This is a genomic window from Streptomyces sp. NPDC088706, assembly GCF_044752765.1.
In the GTDB taxonomy this organism is placed as follows: domain Bacteria; phylum Actinomycetota; class Actinomycetes; order Streptomycetales; family Streptomycetaceae; genus Streptomyces.
Genome location: NZ_JBIVLW010000011.1, coordinates 33,468 through 56,771, shown reverse-complemented (window position 1 = coordinate 56,771; position 23,304 = coordinate 33,468). Strand labels below are relative to the sequence as shown.

Annotated in this window: 17 protein-coding genes and 3 pseudogenes; 9 read left to right on the top strand and 11 right to left on the bottom strand. The window is 72.5% G+C overall.

Annotation, left to right across the window (positions count from 1 at the left end):
- Positions 1 to 315 precede the first annotated feature (315 nt).
- Both ACIQAK_RS23055 and ACIQAK_RS23050 read left to right on the top strand, forming a co-directional pair.
- Positions 316 to 1,806 (top strand): MATE family efflux transporter, encoded by a 1,491-nt coding sequence (locus ACIQAK_RS23055; RefSeq protein WP_366391326.1) that lies wholly within the window; start codon positions 316 to 318, stop codon positions 1,804 to 1,806.
- Positions 1,797 to 2,819, top strand: a complete 1,023-nt coding sequence (locus ACIQAK_RS23050; RefSeq protein WP_366391325.1) for a 3-oxoacyl-[acyl-carrier-protein] synthase III C-terminal domain-containing protein — start codon at positions 1,797 to 1,799, stop codon at positions 2,817 to 2,819. Before ACIQAK_RS23055 ends, ACIQAK_RS23050 begins: the two co-directional genes overlap by 10 nt.
- A 201-nt stretch (positions 2,820 to 3,020) precedes the next feature.
- Here the strand turns inward: ACIQAK_RS23050 and ACIQAK_RS23045 are convergent.
- Positions 3,021 to 3,143: pseudogene (locus tag ACIQAK_RS23045) on the bottom strand (hypothetical protein); the annotation flags it as partial.
- A 193-nt stretch (positions 3,144 to 3,336) separates the two neighbouring features.
- On the opposite strand from ACIQAK_RS23045, the gene ACIQAK_RS23040 reads away from it, so the two are divergent.
- Complete coding sequence (locus tag ACIQAK_RS23040; protein ID WP_366391324.1) at positions 3,337 to 4,386, top strand: LacI family DNA-binding transcriptional regulator; 1,050 nt, start codon at positions 3,337 to 3,339, stop codon at positions 4,384 to 4,386.
- 11 nt (positions 4,387 to 4,397) lie between these two features.
- Here the strand turns inward: ACIQAK_RS23040 and ACIQAK_RS23035 are convergent, their stop codons facing one another.
- Entirely contained in the window at positions 4,398 to 6,602 is a 2,205-nt protein-coding gene (locus ACIQAK_RS23035; RefSeq protein WP_366391451.1) for a phage holin family protein, read from the bottom strand.
- A gap of 251 nt (positions 6,603 to 6,853) precedes the next feature.
- Here ACIQAK_RS23035 and ACIQAK_RS23030 point away from each other — a divergent pair, with 251 nt between their 5' ends.
- Positions 6,854 to 7,636, top strand: coding sequence for an MBL fold metallo-hydrolase (locus ACIQAK_RS23030; protein ID WP_366391323.1), 783 nt, complete (start codon positions 6,854 to 6,856; stop codon positions 7,634 to 7,636).
- Positions 7,636 to 8,283, top strand: coding sequence for a DedA family protein (locus ACIQAK_RS23025; protein ID WP_401368660.1), 648 nt, complete (start codon positions 7,636 to 7,638; stop codon positions 8,281 to 8,283). Before ACIQAK_RS23030 ends, ACIQAK_RS23025 begins: the two co-directional genes overlap by 1 nt.
- Positions 8,284 to 8,358: 75 nt before the next feature.
- Here the strand turns inward: ACIQAK_RS23025 and ACIQAK_RS23020 are convergent, their stop codons facing one another.
- Positions 8,359 to 9,564: an aminotransferase class I/II-fold pyridoxal phosphate-dependent enzyme gene (locus ACIQAK_RS23020; RefSeq protein ID WP_366391321.1), complete on the bottom strand. Its 1,206-nt coding sequence runs from the start codon at positions 9,562 to 9,564 to the stop codon at positions 8,359 to 8,361.
- Positions 9,565 to 9,784: 220 nt separating this feature from the next.
- Here ACIQAK_RS23020 and ACIQAK_RS23015 point away from each other — a divergent pair, with 220 nt between their 5' ends.
- From ACIQAK_RS23015 to ACIQAK_RS23005, 3 genes are all read left to right on the top strand, one after another.
- On the top strand, positions 9,785 to 11,290 hold the full coding sequence (locus tag ACIQAK_RS23015; protein ID WP_366391320.1) for a phosphatase PAP2 family protein: 1,506 nt from the start codon (positions 9,785 to 9,787) through the stop codon (positions 11,288 to 11,290).
- 96 nt (positions 11,291 to 11,386) lie between these two features.
- Positions 11,387 to 12,196: a methyltransferase domain-containing protein gene (locus tag ACIQAK_RS23010; RefSeq protein WP_366391319.1), complete on the top strand. Its 810-nt coding sequence runs from the start codon at positions 11,387 to 11,389 to the stop codon at positions 12,194 to 12,196.
- A 249-nt stretch (positions 12,197 to 12,445) separates the two neighbouring features.
- Positions 12,446 to 12,799 carry a VOC family protein gene (locus tag ACIQAK_RS23005; RefSeq protein ID WP_366391318.1) on the top strand — a complete coding sequence of 118 codons (354 nt, stop codon included), beginning with the start codon at positions 12,446 to 12,448 and terminating at the stop codon, positions 12,797 to 12,799.
- 12 nt (positions 12,800 to 12,811) lie between these two features.
- Here ACIQAK_RS23005 and ACIQAK_RS23000 read toward each other — a convergent pair.
- The 7 genes and pseudogenes from ACIQAK_RS23000 to ACIQAK_RS22970 form a co-directional block, all read right to left on the bottom strand.
- A pseudogene (locus ACIQAK_RS23000) lies at positions 12,812 to 13,015 on the bottom strand (hypothetical protein); the annotation flags it as partial.
- Between the two features lie 80 nt (positions 13,016 to 13,095).
- The gene (locus ACIQAK_RS22995; RefSeq protein WP_366391317.1) at positions 13,096 to 13,677 is read right to left on the bottom strand and encodes a GNAT family protein; all 582 of its coding nucleotides are present in this window, start codon (positions 13,675 to 13,677) and stop codon (positions 13,096 to 13,098) included.
- A gap of 90 nt (positions 13,678 to 13,767) precedes the next feature.
- Positions 13,768 to 15,525 carry a CocE/NonD family hydrolase gene (locus tag ACIQAK_RS22990; protein ID WP_366391450.1) on the bottom strand — a complete coding sequence of 586 codons (1,758 nt, stop codon included), beginning with the start codon at positions 15,523 to 15,525 and terminating at the stop codon, positions 13,768 to 13,770.
- A gap of 257 nt (positions 15,526 to 15,782) precedes the next feature.
- On the bottom strand, positions 15,783 to 16,343 hold the full coding sequence (locus ACIQAK_RS22985; RefSeq protein ID WP_366391449.1) for a hypothetical protein: 561 nt from the start codon (positions 16,341 to 16,343) through the stop codon (positions 15,783 to 15,785).
- Between the two features lie 14 nt (positions 16,344 to 16,357).
- Positions 16,358 to 18,373 carry a prolyl oligopeptidase family serine peptidase gene (locus tag ACIQAK_RS22980; RefSeq protein WP_366391316.1) on the bottom strand — a complete coding sequence of 672 codons (2,016 nt, stop codon included), beginning with the start codon at positions 18,371 to 18,373 and terminating at the stop codon, positions 16,358 to 16,360.
- A gap of 78 nt (positions 18,374 to 18,451) precedes the next feature.
- Positions 18,452 to 19,795, bottom strand: a complete 1,344-nt coding sequence (locus tag ACIQAK_RS22975) for a M20/M25/M40 family metallo-hydrolase (RefSeq protein WP_366391315.1) — start codon at positions 19,793 to 19,795, stop codon at positions 18,452 to 18,454.
- Positions 19,788 to 20,621, bottom strand: coding sequence for a M55 family metallopeptidase (locus ACIQAK_RS22970; protein WP_366391314.1), 834 nt, complete (start codon positions 20,619 to 20,621; stop codon positions 19,788 to 19,790). Before ACIQAK_RS22970 ends, ACIQAK_RS22975 begins: the two co-directional genes overlap by 8 nt.
- Before the next feature lie 423 nt (positions 20,622 to 21,044).
- Between ACIQAK_RS22970 and ACIQAK_RS22965 the strand changes: the two are divergent.
- Positions 21,045 to 22,213, top strand: a pseudogene (locus ACIQAK_RS22965) (purine-cytosine permease family protein).
- Between the two features lie 6 nt (positions 22,214 to 22,219).
- On the opposite strand, the gene ACIQAK_RS22960 reads toward ACIQAK_RS22965, so the two are convergent.
- Complete coding sequence (locus tag ACIQAK_RS22960) at positions 22,220 to 23,221, bottom strand: aldo/keto reductase (RefSeq protein WP_366391313.1); 1,002 nt, start codon at positions 23,219 to 23,221, stop codon at positions 22,220 to 22,222.
- Between the last annotated feature and the right edge of the window lie 83 nt (positions 23,222 to 23,304).

Sequence of the window (23,304 nt, the reverse complement as noted above, 5' to 3'; positions counted from 1 at the left end):
CGGGTCCGGGAAACCGGTCAATCGCCGATTATGGAATTGGCTTGATGATGCCGCACCATCGAATACCGGCCACCGGCCTATCACTTCCGACCGCTCGGACTGAAAATGACTCACCATGCGTGGGCAAGTGCCGATTTTGCGCCACCTCCACATAGCACCCTTGTTTCCCTGTCGGTATGCTCCGTGCCGGGTCGGAGCAGAGCGAACCTCCAGCGTGCACAGAATGCCGGCCTACACCTTCTGCCACTCGCGCGGTGAGGTGGCCGCTTCGCGGGAGAGGGATTGGATTGTGTTGATTTTGAGGTGTCCGACGGGATGAGTGCAGGCCAGAAAAGCGTATTGGCGCACACCGAGTTGACGAGAAGGAATTTCTCCAACTTCGCCGTCGTCATCCTGCTCTCGTCCTCCGTCGGAGTGGGCTTCGGTGCCATCGATCTGATCATGGTCGCGCCGTTCGGCGTCACGTATGTCGCCGCGGTCGGATTGGCCGATCTCATCGTGATGGGCCTGACGGCCTACTGCACCGGCTTGGTGCACGTGTTCTCCAGCAGACTCGGGATCGCGGAGGGCGAGCGTTCACTGGCCGACCGCCTCTCAGCGCTTTTCGGTGCCTTTGCCGTGTGTGCGCTCGTCCTGCAAGCGCTCGCCGTGGGCCTGGCGCTCAGCGCAGAACGGTTCCTGGAGCTGGCCGGCCAGGACCCCGAGTTGATCCCTCCGGCCGTCGACTACATCCAGGTCAGGCTCTTCGGCATGTTCGCCGCACTCGTGTGGCCCTCAGCCTCCGAGGCCGTGCGGGTCTGCAACATGAAGAACCTCTCACTCAAGATCATGATCTGCGGATTCGTCGCCAACGCCGTGCTCAATTACGTATTTCTCCACACGGACGCGGGTGCGGCCTTCTCCTCCCCCGCACAGGCGGTCGCGGTCGCCACCGTGCTCGTCTACTCGGTCATGGCCCGCTACGGCGCCTTCCTCTTCGCGAGTCGCATCCGGCAACGCGAGCACCACGTCGCCCGGGCCGACCGGCATACGGTGCTCACCGAGTTCCGCTCCATGGTGTGGACCTCGCAAGGGGTCGGCGTTCGTCACCTGAACGACTACATGGCGGCGATCATCCCCTTCATGTTCATCGGCACCCTCGGCCCTCAGGTCGTCGCAGCGTCCGCGGTCGGCGTGAAGGTCTACACGATGTTCTGCCGAGTGCCGCAGGCGTGTGTGACGGGAACGTCGGTCTTCTACAGCTATCAGATCGGTAGGGGGGCGGGTCCCCACGAACTGCGGTCTGATGGCAAGCGGCTGCTGGCCTACACAGCGGTGCCGACTGCGATCGGCACCGTCGTGGTTCTGGCCCTGTCGCCTTGGCTGGTGAGAATCTGCGGCGGGTCGGGCGAAGTCGATGTGCACCAAGGCGTTGTCATGCTGTTCGCCTTCATGGTCACGATGCCGTTGTACGTGCTGGAGGCCACGTACACGGCAATCCTCACCGTGCACCAACGAGGTGCCTTGCTGTCGACGGTGACAACCATCGCGACCTACGGGATCATGATTCCGCTGGCGTGGGTCTCCGTGTTCCTCCTGGAGTCCGCGTTCTGGGCCATCGCTCTGGGCTCCATCTTTTCGTCGCTCGTGATCGTGTTGGTCCTCGGCCGGGCTTTGTACCGGGATCACTGGGCCCCTCTCATGCCGCCTTCCATCGCCATCAGCCAGGCCGGCGCCAAGGCCCCGGTATCCGACGTGGACGATTCGGGTGGCCGGTCTCCGAGCCGCGACGGACGCGACACGGAAGGGGAAAGTTCATGGCGGTAGTGGACTTCGGGATCGTGGCCATGGCCAGCTGCCTCGGCGAGCCGTACGACGTCGCCGGAGAGGGCCAGCGCCTCGGTGTGAACGCTCACATGGTGAAGACCATGGGCTTCCAGACCCTCCACAAGGCACCCGGCGGTGTGACGACAGCCGATTTCGGCGTATCGGCGGCCGCGGCAGCACTCGCCGGAGCGGGCCTGGAGACCTCTGACGTGGACCTCCTGGTGACGGCCAACGGGAACCTGCCCGAGTACCTCCACTGGGACCTCTCCACTGCAATCGCTCGAGATCTCGGACTGCGTGACACGCCGACCCAATGCCTGACTCAGGCGTGTTTGTCAGCCGTGCTCGCGTTCGAGACCATCGCCGGTCTGTTCCTGACCCGAAGCGAGCTCCAGACCGTACTTCTCGTGTCGGCGGAGCGGGTCAGCGACGCACACGTCAACCGCTTGGGGAATGGCACAACGGCCGACAGCGACGGGGCCGTTGCTGCCGTAGTGCGGCGCGGTCATCCGTCGCTGCGCTGGCTGGCCAGCGAGCAACTGACCGATCCCACGTACTCCGACTTCTTCCGGCTCGAGTACGGCGGCAACGCCGCGCCTGTCGCACCTCCGGGACGGAGCAACCGGGACGTCGACCACGGACACTCGATCTTCACCTTCTTCCGAGGAGACGCCGAACGCTTCTCGGCGTACGCCACGATGACCAACGCCCGCATCGCCGAAGCGATCGACGGAGCCTGCAAACGCGCCGGTGTCCAACGTGCGGACATCTCCAGGGTGATCCTTCTCCACGCGAATCAGGTAGCGATGCGCAACGCTGCTGCAGCCCTCAACGTACCTCTGGAGCAGACCAATGCGGAACTAGCCGCCGCATTGGGGCATTTCGGCGGCATGGACCCGTTGGTCAGTCTCGACGTCATGATGGAGCGAGGTGAACTCCGGCCAGGAGACCTGGTGGCGCTGGCCGGCATGTCTTCCGGCCTGCACTGGTTCTGTACCTTGGTGGAGGTGTGATCGTCTCTCTGCCGTAGGCGGCTCCTGGAGTCTGTCGGTCAGCCGGGATCGGGAAGGCGTTGCGCCTGACCGGGGCGCTGGTGATGACGTCGATCCAGGACCGGTGGTCCGCGTATCCGAGGTGTCGGCGAGGGGGGCGGTGGTGAGCTGGGCGGCGGCGGAGCAGAGGCGGAGTCGCAGCCGGCGTGGTTCTCAGAGCGGGGATGCGTCCTCGCCGGCCGTGCCGTCGCCCCGGGTGATCAGCCGGTCCAGGCGGCCCCTTCGATAGCGGGCGGCGACCGCGAGGCCGTCCGGCTTCGGCTCGACGCTCCGGGCGGCGACCGCGAGGCCGTCCGGCTTCGGCTCGACGCTCCGGGCGGCGACCGGTCTGCCACCCGTCACTCCAGGAACGTGCGGTGCCCGTGCGTGCGGCGCGGAAGGGCACGCGGGACCCGCGCCCACCGAGCTGGAAGGGTTGCCGGAGGCCGCGCGGGCCCTCGGCTGACCCGCGTTGTGGGCTGCGGGTATAAAGGGCTGCATGACAGCCGAAGTGGAGCCGCCGGTACGCCCGACCTTGGAGGACGTGGCGGCCGTGGCCGGTGTCTCACGGGCCACCGTGTCCCGGGTGATCAACGGAGCCACCACGGTGGACCCCGCCCTGCGCACCGTGGTCGAGGAGGCGGTGGCGACCACCGGGTACGTGCCCAACCGGGCGGCGCGCTCGCTGGTGACCCGGCGCACCGACTCCGTGGCTCTGGTGATCTCGGAGCGTGAACGGCGGCCGGTCTCCGAGCCGTTCGCCGGGCGGATGTTCTCCGACCCCTACTTCGGCCGGGTCGTCAGCGGACTCCTCGAAGTGCTGCGTCCGGCGGGCATCCAGATGGTGCTGATGCTGGCCGACGACGAGACGTCCCGGACCCAGTTGCTCTCCTACCTGCGCCACGGCCACGTCGACGGCGTCGTCCTGGTCACCTCGCACGCGGACGACCCGCTGCCCCAGCTGCTCCAGGGGACCCGGCTGCCGGCCGTTCTCGCGGGCCGCCCCCCGCGTCCGTCGTCGCTGGCCTATGTGGAGGTCGACCAGCAGGCCGGGGCGCGGCTCGCGGCCGACCATCTGGCCGCGCTGGGGCGGCGCCGTATCGGCACCATCTCCGGTCCGCAGGACCGGCCCGCGGGGCAGGTCCGCCTGGCCGGCTTCCTGGCCGCCCTCGCCGCGCACGGCATCGAGGATGTGGCCTGCGCCGAGGGGGACTTCACGCATCTGGGCGGCGCGGCGGCGATGCGCCGGCTGCTGGCGGAACAGCCCGGTCTGGACGGGGTGTTCATCGCCTCGGACCTGATGGCGCTGGGCGCGCTCCCGGTGTTGCAGCGGGCCGGGCGCGACGTGCCGTCCGATGTGGCCGTGGTCGGTTTCGACGACAGCAGCGCGGCGGCCGCCTGCGACCCGCCGCTGACGACGGTGCGGCAACCGGTGGAGGAGATGGCCACGGAGATGGCCCGGCTGCTGCTGAAGCAGATCGGCGGCCCCGGTGGCCCCTCGCCCTCGGTGGTCTTCCCGCCGACGCTGGTACGGCGGCGGTCGGCGTAACGGCTCTCGCCTCAGCCGGCGTTGCCCGGCGCCCCGGGCAACGGGAGCTCCCTGAGCACCGGAGGCGTCCGTGCCGACGGCCCCTGACCGTCCACCGTGTCGGCCGTCCCCGCTCCCGGGAACGGCTCGTCCGCGCGGGCGGCCCCCGTGAACCCCTGGGTGCGTACCGGCACCTGGGGCCCGGAGAACTCCAGCAGCCAGTGGGTCAGCACCCGGTGCACCGCCTCGGCGCCCACCAGCCCGCCCCCGGGGGGAGCCGGCGCACCCTGTGCGGTCTCGGCGGCGACGATGTCGAGCGGGTCCGTCATGCCGCGCGGCCACAGCAGGAACGGCCGGGACTGTTCGCCGCCCAGGCCGCCGTGCGAGCCGATCTGCTCCTCGAAGGCGTGCACGGTGCCGGTGTCGGGGTCGTACATGGAGTTGACCATGACGTCGGCGACGTGCGGGAAGGTGTCGGTGCGCCGGACGGCGGCCGCCGCGCCGGTGCCGTAGACCGCGAGCGGGCCCTCACCGTCGGCCAGTTCGGCGACGGGGACCTCGGCCCCGCCCGGGCCCAGCACCAGGGAGCCGTGTTCCTCGCTGCGGACGAGCAGGAAGCCGATCCCCGGATGGTTGGCGAGGGTGGAGAGCAGCGCCGGGTTGCGGGCGTCGATCTGCTCGCGGGAGGCGCGCCCCTCGATGTCGGGGAAGGAGATCAGCCCGAGGTTGCCGGAGGCCAGCACGATCGGTTCGGAGCCCTTCGCCGGGTTCTCCGTCTCCGGTTCCACCCGCACGGGCGGGCGGTGCAGCGCGATCCGTACGGCGTCGCGTGCCTCGGAGGCGCTGTGCGTCCCGCGGGCCCGGCGCGGCACCGGCAGCCCGCAGCCCGCCCGGACCAGGTCCTTGAGCGTCAGCCCGTACCGCCCGGCGAAGGTCTCGCCGGGGCTCTGGCCGTGGTCGGACAGGAGCACGATCCGGTACGTACGCGGGGTGTGGTCGGCGATCTTCGCGATCAGCGCGAGCGAGCGGTCCAGGCGCTGGAGAACCTTCTCGGCGTCGCGGCTGTGCGGTCCGGAGTGGTGGGCGACCTCGTCGTAGGCGACCAGGTCGGCGTAGACGGCGGTGCGGCCGGCGAACATGTCGCCGAGGACTGCGGAGACGACCACATCGCGTTCCACGACGGTGGCGAAGGCCCGGATGAAGGGGTAGAGGCCGCCGCGCTTGACCCGGGGGGTGTCCTTACGGGCGCGGGCCCGGGTCGACTGGCCGATCTCGCGGCCGACCTCGGCGGCGAAGGAGAGGGCGGTGCGCACGGCGTTGGCCGGGTCGGAGAAGTAGGCGAAGTAGCCGGAGCGGGAGCGGCGGCCCTTGCCGCGCCGGGCGGCCATGGACAGGACCAGGGCGAGCTGTCCCGAGCCGCCGCTGAAGAGGTTGCCGCGGCTCGCGCCGTCGATGGTGAGCAGGCCGCCGTCCCGAGTGCGGGCGATGGCGCGGCGCTGCATCTCCAGGGCGCTGGCGGGCCGGCTGGAGACCATGACCGTGCCGGTCTCCTTCTCGTACCAGCGGAAGGCGGGGATGTCGTGGTTGGTGCCGTGCAGGATGGCGAGCTGGCTGGCTCCGGTCTGGCTGGACCAGTCGGTGCGCCAGGGGGTGAGGCGGTGCCCGGAGGAGTCGGCGAGCCAGCGGGCGACGGTCGGCATGAGCCCGTCGGCCGCCGCCTTCGTGAGGGCGTCGTGGCCGACCCCGTCGAGTTGGAGGAAGACGGTGCCGGGCGGTCCCTCGCGGTCGGGTCCCAGGATGTCCGGCGAGCCGCGCCGGCGGCGCCGGTCGGCGAGCCGGGAGAGCCTGCGGCGGTAGGCCTCGTCGTCGCGGACGGCGAGCGCGGTGGAGGTGGCGGAGGCGACGGCGGACATCACGGCGGCGACGACGACCGCGGTCTCGGGGGCGGCCTCCCCGCGCCCGTCCGGGATGAGGCGCACCGCTATCAGCAGCAGCGAACCGTTGAGGAAGAAGACCAGGGCGCCCAGGATGAGCGCGGGGACGATGAGCAGGGCCCGCACGAGGACCGGCCACACCAGGGCGGAGAGCAGGCCGAACGCCCCCGCGCCCCAGGCCGCCGTGAACGCGGTCCGGGTGATCGTGTCGCCGTCGTCCAACTGGAGCTGGAAGTCGGGCAGGATGCCGGCCAGCGCGAGCAGGGTGAGGGTGGACACCGCCCAGACCGCGATGACCCGCATCAGCGCGCCGCCCGCCGTACGCCATCGCGGCGTACGCCGTCTTGGCTCGTCCACGCCGGTCCACCTCATGCCCTCTCCCCCCGCGGGCCCGTCCGTCAAGGTCCGCGCCCCAGCTTTTCACAGCGTCGGCCCCGGTCAGGGGCCGTCGTCGCGGACGCCGGAGGGGCGCTTAGGCTCGTAGCACCGCCGTGCGGGTGTGGGCGGGCCGCTCCGGGGCACCGGGTCACGGAGGGCGAGCGAGGAGGCGGGACGTGCCGGTGGAGGTCACCTGGTGGGGTCATGCCACCTGCACGATCGAGGACTCCGGGGTAAGGGTGCTGACCGACCCCCTGTTCGTACGGCGCTTCGCGCATCTGCGGCGCCGCCGGGGCGAGATCCCGCCACCGCGGGCGGCCGTCGCCGAGGTGGTGCTGGTCTCGCATCTGCACTCCGACCATCTGCATCTGCCCTCGCTCTCCCGGCTGGCCCCCGGCACCCGGCTGGTCGTGCCGAGCGGCGCCGTGGCGGCCGTGCCGGGGCTGCGGGTGCTGCGCCGGACGCGTCGGCTGGTCGTCACCGAGGTGCGGGCCGGTGATGAGGTGCGGGTCGGTGAGGTGCGGGTGCGGGCGGTCCCCGCGCTGCACGACGGGCGGCGGCTGCCGGTCGGTCCGCACCGGGTGCCCGCGCTCGGTTACGTGGTCGAGGGCGAGGCCCGGACGTACTTCGCCGGGGACACCGGGCTCTACGACGGGATGGCCGAGGCGGTGGGCGACGTGGATGTGGCGCTGCTGCCGGTGGGCGGCTGGGGCCCTTACCTCGGGCACGGCCACCTGGACCCGTCCCGCGCCGCCGAGGCGCTGACCCTGCTGGAGCCGCGTTCGGCGGTGCCGGTGCACTACGGCACGTACTGGCCGATCGGGCTGGACGGGGTGCGGCCGCACGAGTTCCACTCGCCGGGCGACGAGTTCGTCCGGCAGGCGGCGAAGCGGGCACCCGAGGTGACGGTGCACGTGCTGTCCCACGGCGAGCGGGTCCGGCCGGAGGCCGGCCGGTGATGGAGGAGCTCCAGTCGGTGGTGTGGGCGCTGCCCACCGAGGCGACCCAGCAGGCGGCGGGGTATCCGACGCTGTTCCTGCTGGTGGCTCTGGGTTCTCTGGTGCCGGTGATCCCGACCGGGGCGCTGGTGAGTTCGGCGGCGGTGGTGGCGTTCCACCAGTCGTCGCCGTTCTCGCTGCTCTTCGTCTTCGCGGTGGCCTCGGGGGCCGCCTTCCTGGGCGACGTCTGCCTGTACTGGCTGGGGCAGCGGGGAGTGCGCTCAAACCACGGTTCGAAGTGGCTGGAGGCGCTCACCCGCCGGGCCGCGCCGGAGCGGCTCGCCCGGGCGCAGGAGAAGCTGGCCGATCACAGCGGGACCATGCTGGTCCTGTCCCGGCTGGTGCCGGCCGGCCGGATCCCGGTGATGCTGGCCTGCCTGCTGGGGAAGATGCCGCTGAAGACGTTCGCCCGGGGCGATGTGCCGGCGTGTCTGGCGTGGGCGGCGACGTACCAGCTGATCGGCATCCTGGGCGGTTCGCTCTTCCCGGAGCCGTGGCAGGGCGTGGTAGCGGCGGTGGCGCTGACCGTGGTGATCAGCGGCGCTCCGGCGGTGTGGCGGAGGCTGCGCGCGCGGTTCGGCCACGGGACGGGCGACGTGACGGGCTGAGGTCGCCGCCTTCCCCGGGGCTCACCTCACCGCAGCTCGTCGAAGGCGGCCGCGAACCGGCTCAGCGCCCGCCGCTCACCGCAGCTCGTCGAAGGCGGCCGCGAACCGGCTCAGCGCCCGCCGCACATGCGGCAGTGCCAGGGGCTCCGCCGCCGCCAGGGACTCCCGCTGCTCCCCGGGCGTCGCCCCCAGCAGGGGCCCGGTCCCCAGCCGTACGCGCAGGGCGCCCAGTTCGTCCCCGAAGCGGTGGCCGCCCGGGGTGGGCGCGCCGAGCCGGTCGGTGAGGTACTCCTCCAGCTCCAGGGAGTCCGTGACGTCCAGGTCCGCCAGCCGGGAGCGGAGCGGGCCGAGGTCCGCGTAGAGGTGGCGGCCCGCCTGCGGGGGGCGGGCCAGGGCGCCGGAGGAGAGCAGCGCGCGGTGGGCGGCTGCGGCCACCTGGGCCTGGAGCCCCGCCGCCTGCCGGACCCTCTCCCGTACGGCGTCCGGCTCCCCGAGGGCGTGGGCGGCGGCGGGCGCCAGTGGACCGGCGACCAGAGCGCCCAGGGCGGTCAGTACGTCCAGGGTGCGGGCGCGGCGCACGGCTGCCCGCGGGGTCCGGGGGAAGCGGGCGACGGCGACCGGCCACGCGGCGGGGGTGAGCCCGCCGGAGAGGTCGCTGATGACGGTGACGTCGTCGGGGCACATCTCGGCGGGGCTGACCAGGACGGTGTCGCGGGTCCGGTGCACGGTGTCGCGCCAGGTCTCGTCGCTGATGATGTGCATCCCCTCACCGACCGCCGCCTGGCAGGCCTCCAGTACCAGCTCGGGCGGGGCGACGGTGGCGGTGGGGTCGTCGGCGACGGAGAGCACGAGCAGTTTCGGCCGGCCGCCCTCGGCCCGTACCCGGCGCACGGTCTCCAGCAGGGCGTACGGGTCGGGTACGCCTCCGCACTCGGCGGGCGTCGGCACCTGGTAGGCGGGCGTGCCGAGCAGCCGGGCCTGCGGCATCCAGGTGGCCGGGCAGGGGCGGGGCATCAGGACGTCACCGCCGTGTGCGGCGATCAGCGCGAGGAGGAGCGGCTGGTCGCCGGGGGCCGCCACGATGTTCTCCGGGCCGCCGTGCAGCCCTCGCCGGGCCCAGTAGGCGCAGGCCGCCTCGCGCAGTTCCCGGCCGCCGCCGGGCGGCTCGGGGCGGGTGCGGTCCGCGGCGGCGGCGAGGACCGCGGCCAGTTCGGTCAGGACGGGGAGGCCGGGGTCGGGGGCGGGTGGCCCGTAGCGGACGGGCCCGTGGTCCTCGTGCATCGCGGCCTCCTCCACCGCCCCCGCTCCTCATGCGCGCCGGGGCGCTCTCCTGGCCTTTATACGGAGGTTCGGGCCGGGTCGCCCGTTCAACCGCGCACCTGAAAGGGTGCGCGGCGGACCATGGGCCGTTGTGCCGGTAGTCGGCGCCGCGTGGTGAGGTTCTCAGCGCGCCTGCTGCTTCAGCGGCGAGCGGCCGGGTATTCGCTGAGCCATGTCGCCCATGTCGTCACCGAACACCTCATCCGCCGCCCCCGCAGTCAGCCGGGTGCGGAGCTGGCTGCAGGGACAGGATCTCGCCGTCTTCCAGAGCGTCGCGGGCCGCCACTGGCCCGGCGCCGACCCCTTGCTGCCCCAGCTGAGCCGGAGCGCCAATCACGGGTTGCTCTGGTTCGGGACGGCGATCGGCATCGCGGCCCTCGGCAGCAGCGCGCGGTCCCGCCGTGCCGCGCTGCGCGGGGTCGCCTCGCTGGCCGTGGCGTCGGCGGCGATCAACACCGTCGGCAAGGGCGCGGTCCGCCGGCAGCGGCCGATACTCGATCATGTGCCGGTCATGCGGCAGCTGAAGCGGCAGCCGGTGACCACGTCGTTCCCCTCCGGCCACGCGGCCTCGGCGGCGGCCTTCGCCGCCGGGGTGGCGCTGGAGTCCAAGGGCTGGGGCGCCGTCGTCGCCCCCGTCGCGGCGGCGGTGGCCGCCTCCCGCGTCTACACCGGGGTCCACTATCCGAGCGATGTGCTGGCCGGGGCGGCGCTCGGCGTGGGAGCCGCGTTCGCGCTGCGCGGGGTCGTCCCCACCCGGGGTCAGCTCCCCGCGCCCGGCCGCCCGCCCGGCGAGGCTCCCGCCCTGCCCGGTGGGAGAGGGCTCGTGGTGGTGGTGAACGAGGCGTCCGGCACGGCCACCGCGACCGCGGCGATGGTGCGCCAGGCGCTGCCGCTCGCCGAGGTGGCCGAGTGCGCTCCGGCCGATCTGCCCACCGCCATGGAGCAGGCGGCGGGCCGAGGCAAGGCCCTGGGCGTCTGCGGCGGCGACGGCACGGTGAACCTGGCGGCCTCCGTCGCGGCGACCCACGGGATGCCGTTGGCGGTCTTCCCCGGCGGGACGCTGAACCACTTCGCCTACGACCTGGGCATCGAGACGGTCCAGGAGGCGGCGGCCGCGCTGACGGTGGGCGATGCCATAAGGGTCGACCTGGGCCGGTTCCGCCCCGGCCCGATGGGACCCGACGGGGCGGACGGCTACTTCCTCAACGCGTTCAGCCTGGGCGCCTATCCGGAGCTGGTGAGGACCCGGGAGCACTGGTCGCCCCGGATCGGCGGCTGGCCCGCGGGGGTGCTCGCCGCCCTCCACGTCCTGCGGGGGCAGCGCCCGCTGGAGGCCGAACTACAGGGGCGCAGGCGTCCGTTGTGGCTGCTGTTCGTCGGCAACGGCCTGTTCCAGCGGGTCGGCCCGGCGCCCGGCCGGCGTCACAACCTGGCGGACGGGCTGCTGGACGTCCGGGTGGTGCACGGCGGCCGGGGCCCCGGGCTGCGCATGCTGGCGGCGGCGGTGTCCGGACCCCTGACCCGCTCCCCCGCGCACGCGGCGGTACGGCGGCGCCGGGTGCGGATCGCCGGTCTGGCTCCGGGGACCCCGTACGCGTTCGACGGCGAAGTGGCCCACTCCGGAACGGAGTTGCTGATCGACAAGCTGCCCGAGGCGCTGACGGTCTACTGCCCGATGCGCCCCTGACACCTGTCCACATCCCAAGACATCCATCTCACCATCCGGCGGAGCGTCGTACGGTGGTCGCAGCGCGCGACCGCCGCACCGAGAGAGGACGCTGCCATGCCGAAGGAGACCGCCGTCTACACGCACGGCCACCACGAGTCGGTGCTGCGCTCGCACCGCTGGCGCACCGCCGCCAACTCGGCGGGCTATCTGCTGGCGGAACTCCGGCCCGCCATGGCGGTGCTGGACGTCGGCTGCGGCCCCGGCACCATCACCGCCGACCTGGCCGCCCTGGTCGCGCCGGGCCGGGTGACGGCGGTCGACACCGGCCCCGGCATCCTGGAGCAGGCGGCCGCGGTCGTGGCCGAACGCGGTCTGGAGAACGTGGAGTTCGCGGTCGCCGACGTGCACGCGCTGGACTTCCCCGACGACTCCTTCGACGTCGTCCACGCCCACCAGGTGCTCCAGCATGTGGGCGACCCGGTCCAGGCGCTGCGCGAGATGCGGCGCGTGTGCCGGCCCGGTGGCGTGGTCGCGGCCCGTGACAGCGACTACGCGGCGATGGCCTGGCATCCGCGGACGCCGGGGCTGTCGGAGTGGCAGGAGGTGTACGGGCGGGTGGCCCGCGCCAACGGTGGCGAGCCGGACGCCGGGCGGAGGCTGCTGTCCTGGGCGCGGGAGGCCGGGTTCACCGACATCACGCCGACCGCCGCCGCCTGGTGTTTCGCCACCACGGAGACCCGCGCCTGGTGGAGCGGGCTGTGGGCGGACCGTACGACGGACTCGGTCTACGCCGAGCTGGCGGTACGGGGCGGCCACGCGAGCACGGAGCAGCTGACGGCCATCGCGGCCACGTGGCGCGGCTGGGGCGAGGAGGGGGACGGCTGGTTCATGGTCCCGCACGGTGAGGTGCTCTGCCGGGGCTGACCCCGGCCGACCGCGCGCGGGCACTTCGCCTTGAGGCCGCTCCGGCTTCAGGTCGCTCCGGCTTCAGGCTCCCGCGGCTTCAGGTCCCTCCGCCTTGAGGTCACCTCCGCCGGCTCTCAGGGCCGGTGCCACTCCACTTCCATGGCGCGACCCTGGCACCGCGCCCGCACCGGGGCAACCGGATTGTGGCGGACCGGAGCGGGCCCGAATCGATCACGCTCGTGGCGGACGCCAACTACCCTCGTAGGCATGGAGATCCTGGGAACCACGCTGCGTATCTGTGTCGCCGACCTGGAGGCCGCGGTGGCCTTCTACCAAGGGCTGACGGGCACGCCGGCCCTGCGCTTCGAGCGTGGCGGGGTGTCGGTCGCCGCGATCGGCTGCTTCCTGCTGATGAGCGGTCCCGAGTCGGAGCTGGAGGTGCTGCGCAAGGTGAGCGCGACCATCGCCGTGAAGGACGTCGACGAGGCGAACGCGGCGCTGACCCGGGCGGGCGCCCGGATCGTGGCCGGGCCGGTGCCGACCCCGGCAGGCCGCAACCTGATCGCACTGCACCCGGACGGCTCGGTCTTCGAGTACGTGGACCGCAACATCGTGGCCTGAACCGTTTCTCGTCCTCGTCCCGCATGCCCCGTCGACGGCGGCGAGCCCGTACCGGCCGATGCCGCGCGGGGCGAGGGCGGCGCCGAGCTGGATGGAGCAGTCGCCGCCGATGCTCGCGCAGCGCGCCCGCCGGCTTGTAGCAGCCCGGGACGGTGCCGGGGGCGGGGGCCGCAGGCCCAGGCTGGAGAGGGCGTCGAGGACCACGATGGTGCCCATGCGAACCATCCTCGCTCCCGTCCCCCGGCGGTCTCAAGGGGCTTCGGCGGGTGCGGGTTCCGGCGGATGTCGGTGAAGGGTTACGGGGCTTCGGTGGCCGGGGCGGTGATCGCCCAGCGTTCGTGGTCGCGCCAGGCGCCGTCGATGTGGAGGAAGTCGGGCGAGAACCCCTCCAGCCGGAATCCGGCCCGCCGGACCAGGGCGATGGAGGCCGCGTTGCCGGGCTGGATGTTGGCCTCCAGGCAGTGCAGGCCGAGCGGTCCGAAGGCCAGGTCCATGACGAGGCCGAGGGCCTCGCCCATCAGTCCGCGCCCCACCGCGTGGGCGAAGGCCCCGTAACCGAGGGCGCCGCAGCGGAAACCGCCGAGGACGATGTTGTTGATGTTGATGAAGCCGGCGATGGCGCCGTCCGCCCCGCCCGCGCCGCGCTCGCAGACGAGGAAGCCCTCGCGGGCCGGGTCCCGGGCGAGGGTTCCGGTGTACGCGGCGTAGGTGCCGGTCCGCTCGGGCGGGAAGAGCCACGGGTGGTGGTGGGCGCGGCTCTCCCGGGCGCGGGCGGTGAACTCCGCCGCGTCGGCCCCGGTGAAACGGCGCAGGGCCGTCCGGGGGCCTTCGGCGAGGTACGGGGCGGTCGGCGTGCGGTGGCCGTGCGGATCGGGCATCGCCCCAGCGTACGGCGGGTACGGGCGATCGGCGGGCACCCCTGTCCCGTCCGAGGGGCGGTGCGTGGGGCCGTTCGGGTGAGGGGGCGGTCAGTTGGCCGGGACCACCGGGAGTTCCAGCACGCCGGTGTCGTCGGGGGCGTGGACGACGGTGACGGGCTTGAGGCCCCGGTTGCCGAAGTACGCGGTGTCACTGGCGGCGATCACGAACTCGAGCCGGTGCCCCTTCTCGTACCGGTGGACGATGCCGGGCAGTTGCACCGTGAAGGGCCGGGTGACATCGGGGACGCGGACCGGTGCGACGAGGCGGTTCACCAGCTTCCTGCCGCCGTCGGGGGCGACGTCGTAGACCTTGGCGAACAGGACGAGTTTGTCGGAGGCGTCCGCGCTGTTCTGGACGCGTTCCGCCTTCGGTGAGACGACCTTCAAGGTGGCCCTCGGAGCGCCGACCACGTCCACGGGTGCGGTGAGCGGGGCGCTCCGCCAGCCGAGGTAGGTGCCCTTGGTGTCGTACGGCTCCGGGTCGGGCAGTCCGATCAGCGGGGCGATCGAGCTCTCCGAATGACTCGTCGGCACCGGCCAGTTGGTGTATTGACGGCTGCCGCGGACCACCTCGGAGCGGTTGTCGACCAGTTTGCCGTCGCCGGAGAGGTACATCTTCTGCGACAGGGCGGGCACGGCCGCGGCGGTCCCGTAGCCGCTCTGCCAGGAGCGGTAGTAGGCGAACGCGGGTCCGGTGTCGGTGTCCGTCTTCTTCTGGAGGTACCGGTCGAACCAGGCGAGCACCCGCTGACCGACGTAGCTGGTCTCCAGATTGCCCTGGCTCAGGTCGAGTTCGCCGGGCACCTGCCCGCCGCTGTGGCCCCAGGACTGCCAGATCATCTTGGCCGTGGTGCCCTGAGCCGTGAGGGTCCTGTACGTGGCGGTGGCCTCGTTGAGGTTGAACAGGCTGTCTGCCTGCCCCTGGACGATCAGGGTGGGCGCCTCGACCCGGTCGAGGTAGGAGACGGGTGAGACACCGCGGGCGTAGTCGAGCATCGTGCGGACCTTGTCCGCGGGGTAGCGGCCGGAGTTGAGCAGCCGGATGGTCTCGCAGGCCTGGGCGGCGAAGTGCAGGCAGTCCAGGCGGTTGAAGCGGGACGGGTCCAGGCTCGGGTTGAGGAGCGGCTGACCCTCGCCGATCAGGTAGAACCCGTTGGTCCACTGCCACTTGAAGACGCCGGCGGTGTCGGAGGTGACTCCGGTGCGGGCCCCGGTGTTGTTGGGGGCGAGCGCGTAGGCGAGGTCGTTCCAGGTGATGAGCGGTACCAAGGCGTCGACGCGGGGGTCGGTGGAGGCGGTGGCCAGTTGGATGGCGCCGCCGTAGGAGCCGCCGATCATCCCGACGCGCGGGTCGCCCTCGCCATCCTGGACGACGTAGTCCGCGCGGGTGCCGTCGTCCGCCGCGCGGGTGCCGCCGAGGAAGTCGAGGAGCCCGCTCGCGGCCTTTCCGTCGATGGCGGGGTCGTCCAGGGTGATCAGGCAGCCGGACTCGCCGAAGCCGAGGCCGGAGTAGACGAGCCCGACGTAGCCGCGGGCGGCGAAGGCCTTGCCGATGGTGTCGGTCGATCCGTCCAACTTGCTGCCGCCGAAGCCGTTGGTGGCGAGGACGGCGGGGGCGGGGCGGTCCGCGTCGACACCGGCGGGGCGGTAGATGTCGGCGTCGACCGTGCAGGAGCGGCCGCCCGCCTGGACGGTGAACGTCAGCGGGGTGACGGTGTACGGGGCGGCTTCGGCGTGGGCCGGGCCGGCGAGGACGAGGGGGGCGGCGAGGGCGGCCGCCGCGACCGCGGCGAGCGGGTTGCGCAAGCTGGAAACAGCACCTGACACGAGGACCTCCACACCGAGGGCACCTTACCGACCGGTAAGTATTGGGCCGCCTTCATGCTGTGACACGTGTCATAGCCGTGTCAACGCTCAGGACGGCAGATGTTGACGCGCCCTCACATGGTGACGGCTGTTCAGCTTCCGCGCACGTACACACACCCGCGCCCGAGGCTGCGCGTACGCACACACACGTACGCCCCGGACCGCGTCCGGCCCCGGACCGATCCGGGCGAGCGGGGTCACAGGAGCCCGGGGGCCTTGAGGGTCAGCGTGCAACGGCCACCGCCTGCGGGAGCGTTCAATACCGCCTCCACCCCCAGCGGGACCGTCAGCGAGGTGGGCCCGTGGCCGAAGCCCAGCTCCTCGATCACGGGTATCCCCAGGGGGCCGAACCGGTCGGCCAGCACCGCACGGATCTTCTCGTACGGCCCGCACTCCTGCCATAAGCCGCAGACCACGCCGGACAGCCCTTCCAGCGCGCCGGAGCGCGGCAACCGGGTGAGGATGCCGTCGAGCCGGCAGGGCTCCTCCCCGGTGTCCTCGATGACGAGCGGTCCGCCCCGGGCACCGGTCCGGGCGTGCGGCGTACCGGTGAGTGCGGCGAGCAGGCTGACGCAGCCCCCGTGCGAGTCGTGGACATGGGGCGCCACGACGGGCTCGACTCCCCAGCCCCGGAGCACGTCCAGCCCCGCTTCCAGCCGGTCGGCGGGAACAGGGCCGCTCGGCGCGACGACGGCGACCCGCGACCCCGGACGCAGCCGGGGCGGCCGGGCCGACGGGATCGCACGTGAGGGGAGCACAGGCCCCACACGCGTCACGTCCTCAGCTCCAGCGGCGGGATGTCGTTCCGGTCGATACCGAACGTCTTTACGTAGAGGGAGAGTTCGGCCTCCAGCGCCCGGACCAGGGTCTCCGCCCGCCGGAAGCCGTGCCCCTCCCCCTCGAAGGCGATGTAGGCGTGCGGCACCTCCCGCCCTTCGACGGCGGCGAGGAAACGGTCGCACTGGGCAGGCAGGCAGACCTGGTCGTCCAGCCCCTGGAGCAGCAGGAACGGAGTGGTCAGCCGGTCGGTGCGGTTGATCGGCGCGCGCTCACGGTAGCGCTCGGGCACGTCGGCTGCCGGTCCGATCAGGGACTCCAGGTACTGCGACTCGAAGTCATGGGTGCCGTCCGACGACCAGCCCTCCAGATCCAGGACGGGGTAGAGGATCGTCCCGCAGGCGTAGCGGTCGGTGCCGGTGAGCGAGGCGGCGGCGGTCCAGCCGCCCGCGCTGCCGCCCCGGACCGCGAGCCGGCGCGGATCGGCCGCGCCCTCGGCCACCAGGGCGTCGGCGACGGCGGCGCAGTCCGCCACGTCGACGACGCCCCACTGTTCGCGGAGCCGTTCGCGGTAGCGGCGGCCGTAGCCGGTGGAGCCGCCGTAGTTGACGTCGGCGACCCCGATGCCCCGCGAGGTGAAGTAGGCGATCTCCAGGTCCAGGACGAGTGGCGCGCGCCCGGTGGGGCCGCCGTGCGCCCACACGACGTACGGGGGCAGTTCGCCCTCGGGCCCGGTGCGTTCGGGGCTGTGCGGCGGGTAGATGTGGGCGTGGATCTCGCGGCCGTCCGGGCCGGCGAACGTCCTGTCCTGCGGCTCCGGGTAGTAGGCCGGGTCGACCGCGTCGTGGTGGGCGGAGCCGATGGTGCGGGCGTGCCCGGTGGCGGTGTCCAGCTCCACGACCTCGTAGCCGCTGCACGGGCCCGCCGCGACACCGACGACCCGGCTGCCGTGCACGGCGAGGGTGTCCGCCCAGGCGGTCCAGGGCCCCGGCACGTCGGCGAGCTCGCCGGTCTCCGGGTCGAGGATGCCCAGGTGCTGGGAGCCCCGCCCGTGCAGGACGGCGATCAGCCCGTTCTCCAGGGGATGGAACCAGCGCAGCCCGATCTTCCACAGCGGCCCGCCGAACTCCTCGCCCCGGGGCGGCAGAAGCCGGCTGCTGGGCACCACACCACCGGCCACGGCGCCTGGCCGGATGCGCTGGAGCTCCCACCAGTCGGCGAGGTCGGAGACGAACAGGAGGCTGCCGTCGCGGTCCCACTCCACCTGGCAGACCGACTCGTCGACATCACCCACCAGGGGCCGTACACCGGTGAACTCACCGGCGCCGGTGATCTCCGCCAGCATCACCACCGTGCCGTCCCAGGGCATGTGGGGGTGGTCCCAGGCGATCCAGGCGGCCCGCCGCCCGTCGTGCGAGAGCCGGGGGCCGGTGATGAACCGGTGGCTGCCGTCGGAGAGTTCCCGTACGGCGGAGCGGTCGTCGGCGGCCGATCCGTCCAGGGGTACGGCGGCGGCCACGCGGCGCACGTCGGTCGGCCCGGGACCGGTGAACTCCTCCAGCACGCACCACACTTCGCCCTGCTCACCCCGGTCCAGGTGCACCTGCGGGTCGACCCAGCGCAGTCCGCCGCCGATGTCCGAGAGGGGGGTGAGCGGCCAGGGGGTCTCCGGTCCGTCGGGGGCGTAGGCGTACAGCCGCTGGTCGGCGAAGTGGACGAAGACGACGAGCGGCCCGCCCTCCTCACGCACCACCCCCGCCCAGGGCTGTCCGCCGTACTCGATCGCCCGGCTGCGCGGGTTCCACGGCGCGGGCAGCACCGTGGCCGTGGTGCCGTCCGCCCGGCGGCGCACCAGGGCGCGGCGGCCGGCCTCCGCCGGGCGTGGCTCGGTCCACCACACCTCGTCGCCGACGGTGCCGAGGTGGTCGGGCCGGCCGTCGTGCGCGGCGGCGAGCGCCGCGTCGATCGGTGACGGCCAGGAGCCGTACGGGGCTTCGGGCACGGTGTTCACGGTGGAGGTCCCCCCGGGTCCGGTCGGACAGTGCGGTCAGGCGGTGCTGGTCCGGCGGTGCTCGTCGAGCGGTTCGGGTCAGGCGGTGCGCAGGTAGTGGTCGAGGACGCGGACGCCGAAGTGGAGGGCGTCGACGGGGACGCGCTCGTCGACGCCATGGAAGAGCGCCTGGTAGTCGAAGCCCGGGGGGAGCTTGAGCGGCGAGAAGCCGTAGCCGGTGATGCCGAGCCGGGCGAACTGCTTGGCGTCGGTGCCGCCCGACATGCAGTACGGGACGGTGTGCGCCCCCGGGTCGAACCTCTCGACGGCGGCGCGGAGTTTGACGTACGTGGGCGAGTCGACCGGGGCCTGGAGGGCCCGCTCGCGGTGGTAGAACTCCCAGGAGACGAGGGGGCCGGTGAGCCGGTCGAGGGTCTCGTGGAACTCGTCGTCGCCGCCGGGGACCGTGCGGCCGTCGATGAAGGCGGTGGCGTGGCCGGGGATGACGTTGACCTTGTAACCGGCTTCCAGCATCGTCGGGTTGCTGCTGTTGCGGAGGGTGTTCTGCACGAGCGTGGCGGCCGGGCCGAGCTTGGCCAGCAGCTCCTCCACATCGAAGCCGGGCTCGTCCCAGTCGGCGGTGATGCCGTGCAGGGCGGCGATCTCGGTGATGGCGGCGCGGACGGTCGGGGTGATCCTGACCGGCCACTCGTGCTCGCCGATCCGGGCGACGGCGGCGGCGACGGCGGTCACCGCGTTCTCGCGGTTGACCTTGGACCCGTGTCCGGACCGGCCCTCGGCCGTCAGCTTCAGCCAGCCGGTACCGCGCTCGCCCGCCGCGATCGGGTAGAGGGAGAGGCCCTGCCCGGCGTGGAAGGTGAACGCGCCGGACTCGCTGATCCCTTCCGTACAGCCCTCGAAGAGTTCCGGGTGCTCTTCGGCGAGGAAGCCGGAGCCGTCGGCTGCGCTGTCCTCCTCGTCGGCGGTGTAGGCGATGACGATGTCGCGCGGCGGGCGGAACCCTTCGCGCGCCCATCCCCGTACGACCGCGAGGATCATCGCGTCCATGTTCTTCATGTCGACGGCCCCGCGCCCCCATACCACCCCGTCGCGGACCTCGCCGGCGAAGGGGTGCACGGACCAGTCGGCGGCCTCGGCGGGGACCACGTCCAGATGGCCGTGGACGAGCAGGGCGTCGGCCGAGGGGTCGGTGCCGGGGATCCGGGCGACGACGTTGGTCCGGCCGGGGGTGCGTTCCAGCAGCGTCGGTTCGATCCCGGCGGCGGCGAGCCGCTCGGCGGTGTACTCGGCGGCCGGGCGCTCCCGGCAGTCGCCGCCACCCCGGTTGGTGGTGTCGATCCGGATGAGCTCGGAGGTGAACGTCACCACCTCGTCGAGTGCCTGACGGTCCACGGGTCCGAGCGGGTCGGTGGCCTCAGCCATACTGTTCCTCCACAGCGGCCGACACGATCGTCGTCACCGCCTTGAACGTGCGAATACCTTCGTACATCGTCCGGCTGGTGTAGGCGACGCGCCTCTCACCGCTCGGCGCGACGCCGGGCACCACGGTCGCCGCGGCCGCCAGATGCTCGGCGTCGAACTCCAGCTCCACGGTGTACGTCCCGCCGGTGGCGGGGGTCCGACGGACGGCGAGCGCGGTGGCCTCCCGCGCCGCTGTCCGGATGTCCGCCGCGGTACGGGCGGGGGTGCGGCACACGGCCGCGTACCGCGATACGTGGTCCTTGACGGCGACCTTGCGGGCGTCGGGGGCGTACCCCTCGGCGTCCACGCAGGTCAGGTCGTCGCCGGTGACGAGCACGACGGGGACGCCGTACTCGGCGGCGACCTGGGCGTTGAGGAGCCCCTCACTGGCGCGGACCCCGTTGAGCCAGACGCCGGTGATGGAGTTGGCGAGGTAGGTGTGGGCGAGGACCCCCTCCGTGCCGGCTCCGGTGTGGTAGCCGACGAAGGCGACACCGTCCACGTCCCCGTGCTGGATGCCCTCCACCATCGAGAGCGACTTGTGCCGGCCGGTGAGCATCCGGACCCGTTCGTCCAGCCGCTCCAGCAGCAGGTTCCGCATCGACCAGTGGGCCTCGTTGATCAGGACCTCGTCGGCACCGCCGTCGTAGAACCCGAGGGCGGCCGCGTTCACGTCGGAGGTGAACATCGGCCGGCAGCGCTCCCACTGCGGGGTGCCCGGCAGCACGTCGGCCGGCCAGGTCACTCCGGTGGCGCCCTCCATGTCGGCGCTGATGAGGATCTTCATGCCGCCACACCGTACGCCCCGCGGGCGGCGCGGGCCAGGGAGGGGCGGCCCGTCGGAGGTCCGGTCCGCCGAAGGTCCCTCCGGTGGACCCCTCCCCCGGCGCTTCCCGGCCGGTGCGCTCGACTCCCGGACGCTTCCCGGCCGGTGCGCTCGACCCCCCGCCGTTTCCCGGCCGGTGCGCTCGACTCCCGGGCCCGGGGCGCCGCGAACACCGACTGTCCGTCCGCGCCGGCGGGCCGGGCCCGTGCTACCCCGGCCAGGACGCGAACGGGGTGCGTCAGGCCGGTCTCCGTGGGGTTCCGTTCGGTGTCCGTGGGGCCGTCCGGTCCCCGGCGCCGGCGAGGCCGCCCGTGAGTCCCCGGAAACGCCACCTTCACACACCACGGGCGCGGGGGAAACCGCGGTTCCCTAGCGTCGCCCGCCATGGACACGCACCCGCAGCTCGCCGAACCGGCCGTACCCGCCCCCGCCCCGCCACCGGCGCCGGAGACCGACCAGGCGGTGCGGGAGACGCTGGAGGACTACACCCTCCGCTTCGCACCGCGCGGTTACCGCCGCTGCACCCCGATGGTCGTGGCGACGACCGCCCTCGGCGGCATCGCGTACATGGCCGACTTCTCCATCGGGGCCGGCATCACCGCCGCCCACGGCACCGGCAACGCGCTGGTCGCCATCAGCGTCGCGGCGGCCCTCATCTTCGTGACCGGTTTTCCCCTGGCCTACTACGCCGCCCGCTACAACATCGACCTGGACCTGATCACCCGGGGCTCCGGCTTCGGCTACTACGGGTCGGTCCTCACCAGCGTCATCTTCGCCAGCTTCACCGTCATCTTCTTCGCCCTCGAAGGCGCGATCATGGCCCAGGGCCTCAAGCTCGGCTTCGGTCTGCCGCTCTGGCTGGGCTACGCCGTCTCCACCCTGATGGTGATCCCCCTCGTCATCTACGGGATGAAGGCGCTGAGCAAGCTCCAGGTGTGGACCACGCCCATCTGGCTGCTGCTGATGGTCGGGCCGCTGGTCCACCTGGTCGCCACCGACCCGGGCACGGTCGACCGTTTCCTCGCCTACGCGGGCACCGACGGCGAGGGCGGCGTCAACACCGCGTCCGTGCTGCTCGGGGCGGGCGTCTGCCTCTCCCTCATCCCACAGATCGGTGAGCAGATCGACTACCTGCGCTTCATGCCGCCGAAGACCGAGGCCAACAAGCGCGGTTGGTGGACCGCCATGGTGATGGCAGGGCAGCCGCCTCCGGCCTCTCCATCGCCACCTACTTCCATGCCTTCGGCGACACCCTCCAGCCCTACTCCCCGGTCGCCGCCGTCGTGATCGCCTTCGTCCTGACCCCGGCCATGGCGATCGTCACCCGGGGCAGGTACTACCTGCGCCGGACCGACGACGGCATCGCCGTGCCGCTGCTGGACGCCGAGGGCAACCCGAGCGGGGCCACCTACGACTGCCATGTCTGCCGGCAGTCCTACGAGCGCCCGGACCTGACCGCCTGCCAGGCCCATGACTCCGTGGTCTGCTCGCTCTGCCTGAGCACGGACAAGGCCGGCGACCATGTGCTGCCGCCGGCGCCCGCATGTCCATGACCGGGGTCAGCCGGTCCTGACCTCACGCAGCAGCTCCTCGATCCGGGCCAGCTCCTCCTCGGTGAACTCCAGGTTCGAGAGGGCCGCGACGCTGTTCTCCAGCTGGGTGACGCTGCTCGCGCCGACCACGGCCGAGGTGAGGCGGCCGCCGCGCAGCACCCACGCCAGGGCCAGCTGGGCGAGGGACTGACCGCGCTCCTTCGCCAGGGTGTCCAGGGCGCGCAGCCGCTCCACCAGCTCCGGCGTGACCGCGTCCGCCGTCAGGAACGGGCTGTCGCCCGCCGCCCGGGAGCCGGCCGGGATGCCGTGCAGATAACGGTCGGTGAGGATGCCCTGCTCCAGCGGGGAGTAGGCGATGGAGCCGACGCCCAGCTCGTCGAGCGCGGTGAGCAGGCCGTCCTCGGGGCGGCGGTCGAGCATCGAGTAGCGGGGCTGGTGGATGAGCAGGGGCGTGCCGAGGTCCGTCAGGATCGCGGCGGCCTGGCGGGTCTCCTCGGCGGAGTAGTTGGAGAGGCCGACGTAGAGGGCCTTGCCCTGGCGTACGGCGGTGTCGAGCGCGCCCATCGTCTCCTCGATCGGGGTCTCGGGGTCGGGGCGGTGGGAGTAGAAGATGTCGACGTAACTGACGCCGAGGCGCTTGAGGCTCTGGTCCAGGGAGGAGCGCAGGTACTTCCGCGAGCCCCACTCCCCGTACGGGCCGTCCCACATGTGGTAGCCGGCCTTGGTGGAGATGATGATCTCGTCGCGCAGCGAGGCGAAGTCGCCGGCGAGCGCGCGGCCGAGGGTGAGTTCGGCGGAGCCGGGCGGCGGGCCGTAGTTGTTGGCCAGGTCGAAGTGGGTGATGCCCAGGTCGAAGGCGCGGCGCAGGATGCGGCCCTGCTCGTCGGGGGTCCGGTCGCCGCCGAAGTTGTGCCAGAGGCCGAGGGAGAGCGCGGGCAGCAGCAGGCCGCTGCGGCCGGTGCGCCGGTAGGGCATGGCGGAGTAGCGGTCGACGGACGGCAGGTACATGGGGAGGCTCCGCGGGAGAGGGTTACGAGGCGTTCGAGGTACGGGGACGAGGCTTCCGCAGATCGATCCAGCAGTCCAACAGG

Bases quoted from the DNA above. Each gene is read 5' to 3' on its own strand.
- ACIQAK_RS23010 (WP_366391319.1), top strand. From the start codon at position 11,387: ATGCCGAAGGAGACCGCCGTCTACACGCACGGCCACCACGAGTCGGTG.
- ACIQAK_RS23040 (WP_366391324.1), top strand. From the start codon at position 3,337: ATGACAGCCGAAGTGGAGCCGCCGGTACGCCCGACCTTGGAGGACGTG.
- ACIQAK_RS23015 (WP_366391320.1), top strand. From the start codon at position 9,785: ATGTCGTCACCGAACACCTCATCCGCCGCCCCCGCAGTCAGCCGGGTG.
- ACIQAK_RS23020 (WP_366391321.1), bottom strand. From the start codon at position 9,564: ATGCACGAGGACCACGGGCCCGTCCGCTACGGGCCACCCGCCCCCGAC.
- ACIQAK_RS22995 (WP_366391317.1), bottom strand. From the start codon at position 13,677: ATGCCCGATCCGCACGGCCACCGCACGCCGACCGCCCCGTACCTCGCC.
- ACIQAK_RS23055 (WP_366391326.1), top strand. From the start codon at position 316: ATGAGTGCAGGCCAGAAAAGCGTATTGGCGCACACCGAGTTGACGAGA.
- ACIQAK_RS22970 (WP_366391314.1), bottom strand. From the start codon at position 20,621: ATGAAGATCCTCATCAGCGCCGACATGGAGGGCGCCACCGGAGTGACC.
- ACIQAK_RS23050 (WP_366391325.1), top strand. From the start codon at position 1,797: ATGGCGGTAGTGGACTTCGGGATCGTGGCCATGGCCAGCTGCCTCGGC.
- ACIQAK_RS22975 (WP_366391315.1), bottom strand. From the start codon at position 19,795: ATGGCTGAGGCCACCGACCCGCTCGGACCCGTGGACCGTCAGGCACTC.
- ACIQAK_RS23005 (WP_366391318.1), top strand. From the start codon at position 12,446: ATGGAGATCCTGGGAACCACGCTGCGTATCTGTGTCGCCGACCTGGAG.
- ACIQAK_RS23025 (WP_401368660.1), top strand. From the start codon at position 7,636: ATGGAGGAGCTCCAGTCGGTGGTGTGGGCGCTGCCCACCGAGGCGACC.
- ACIQAK_RS22960 (WP_366391313.1), bottom strand. From the start codon at position 23,221: ATGTACCTGCCGTCCGTCGACCGCTACTCCGCCATGCCCTACCGGCGC.
- ACIQAK_RS23035 (WP_366391451.1), bottom strand. From the start codon at position 6,602: ATGCGGGTCATCGCGGTCTGGGCGGTGTCCACCCTCACCCTGCTCGCG.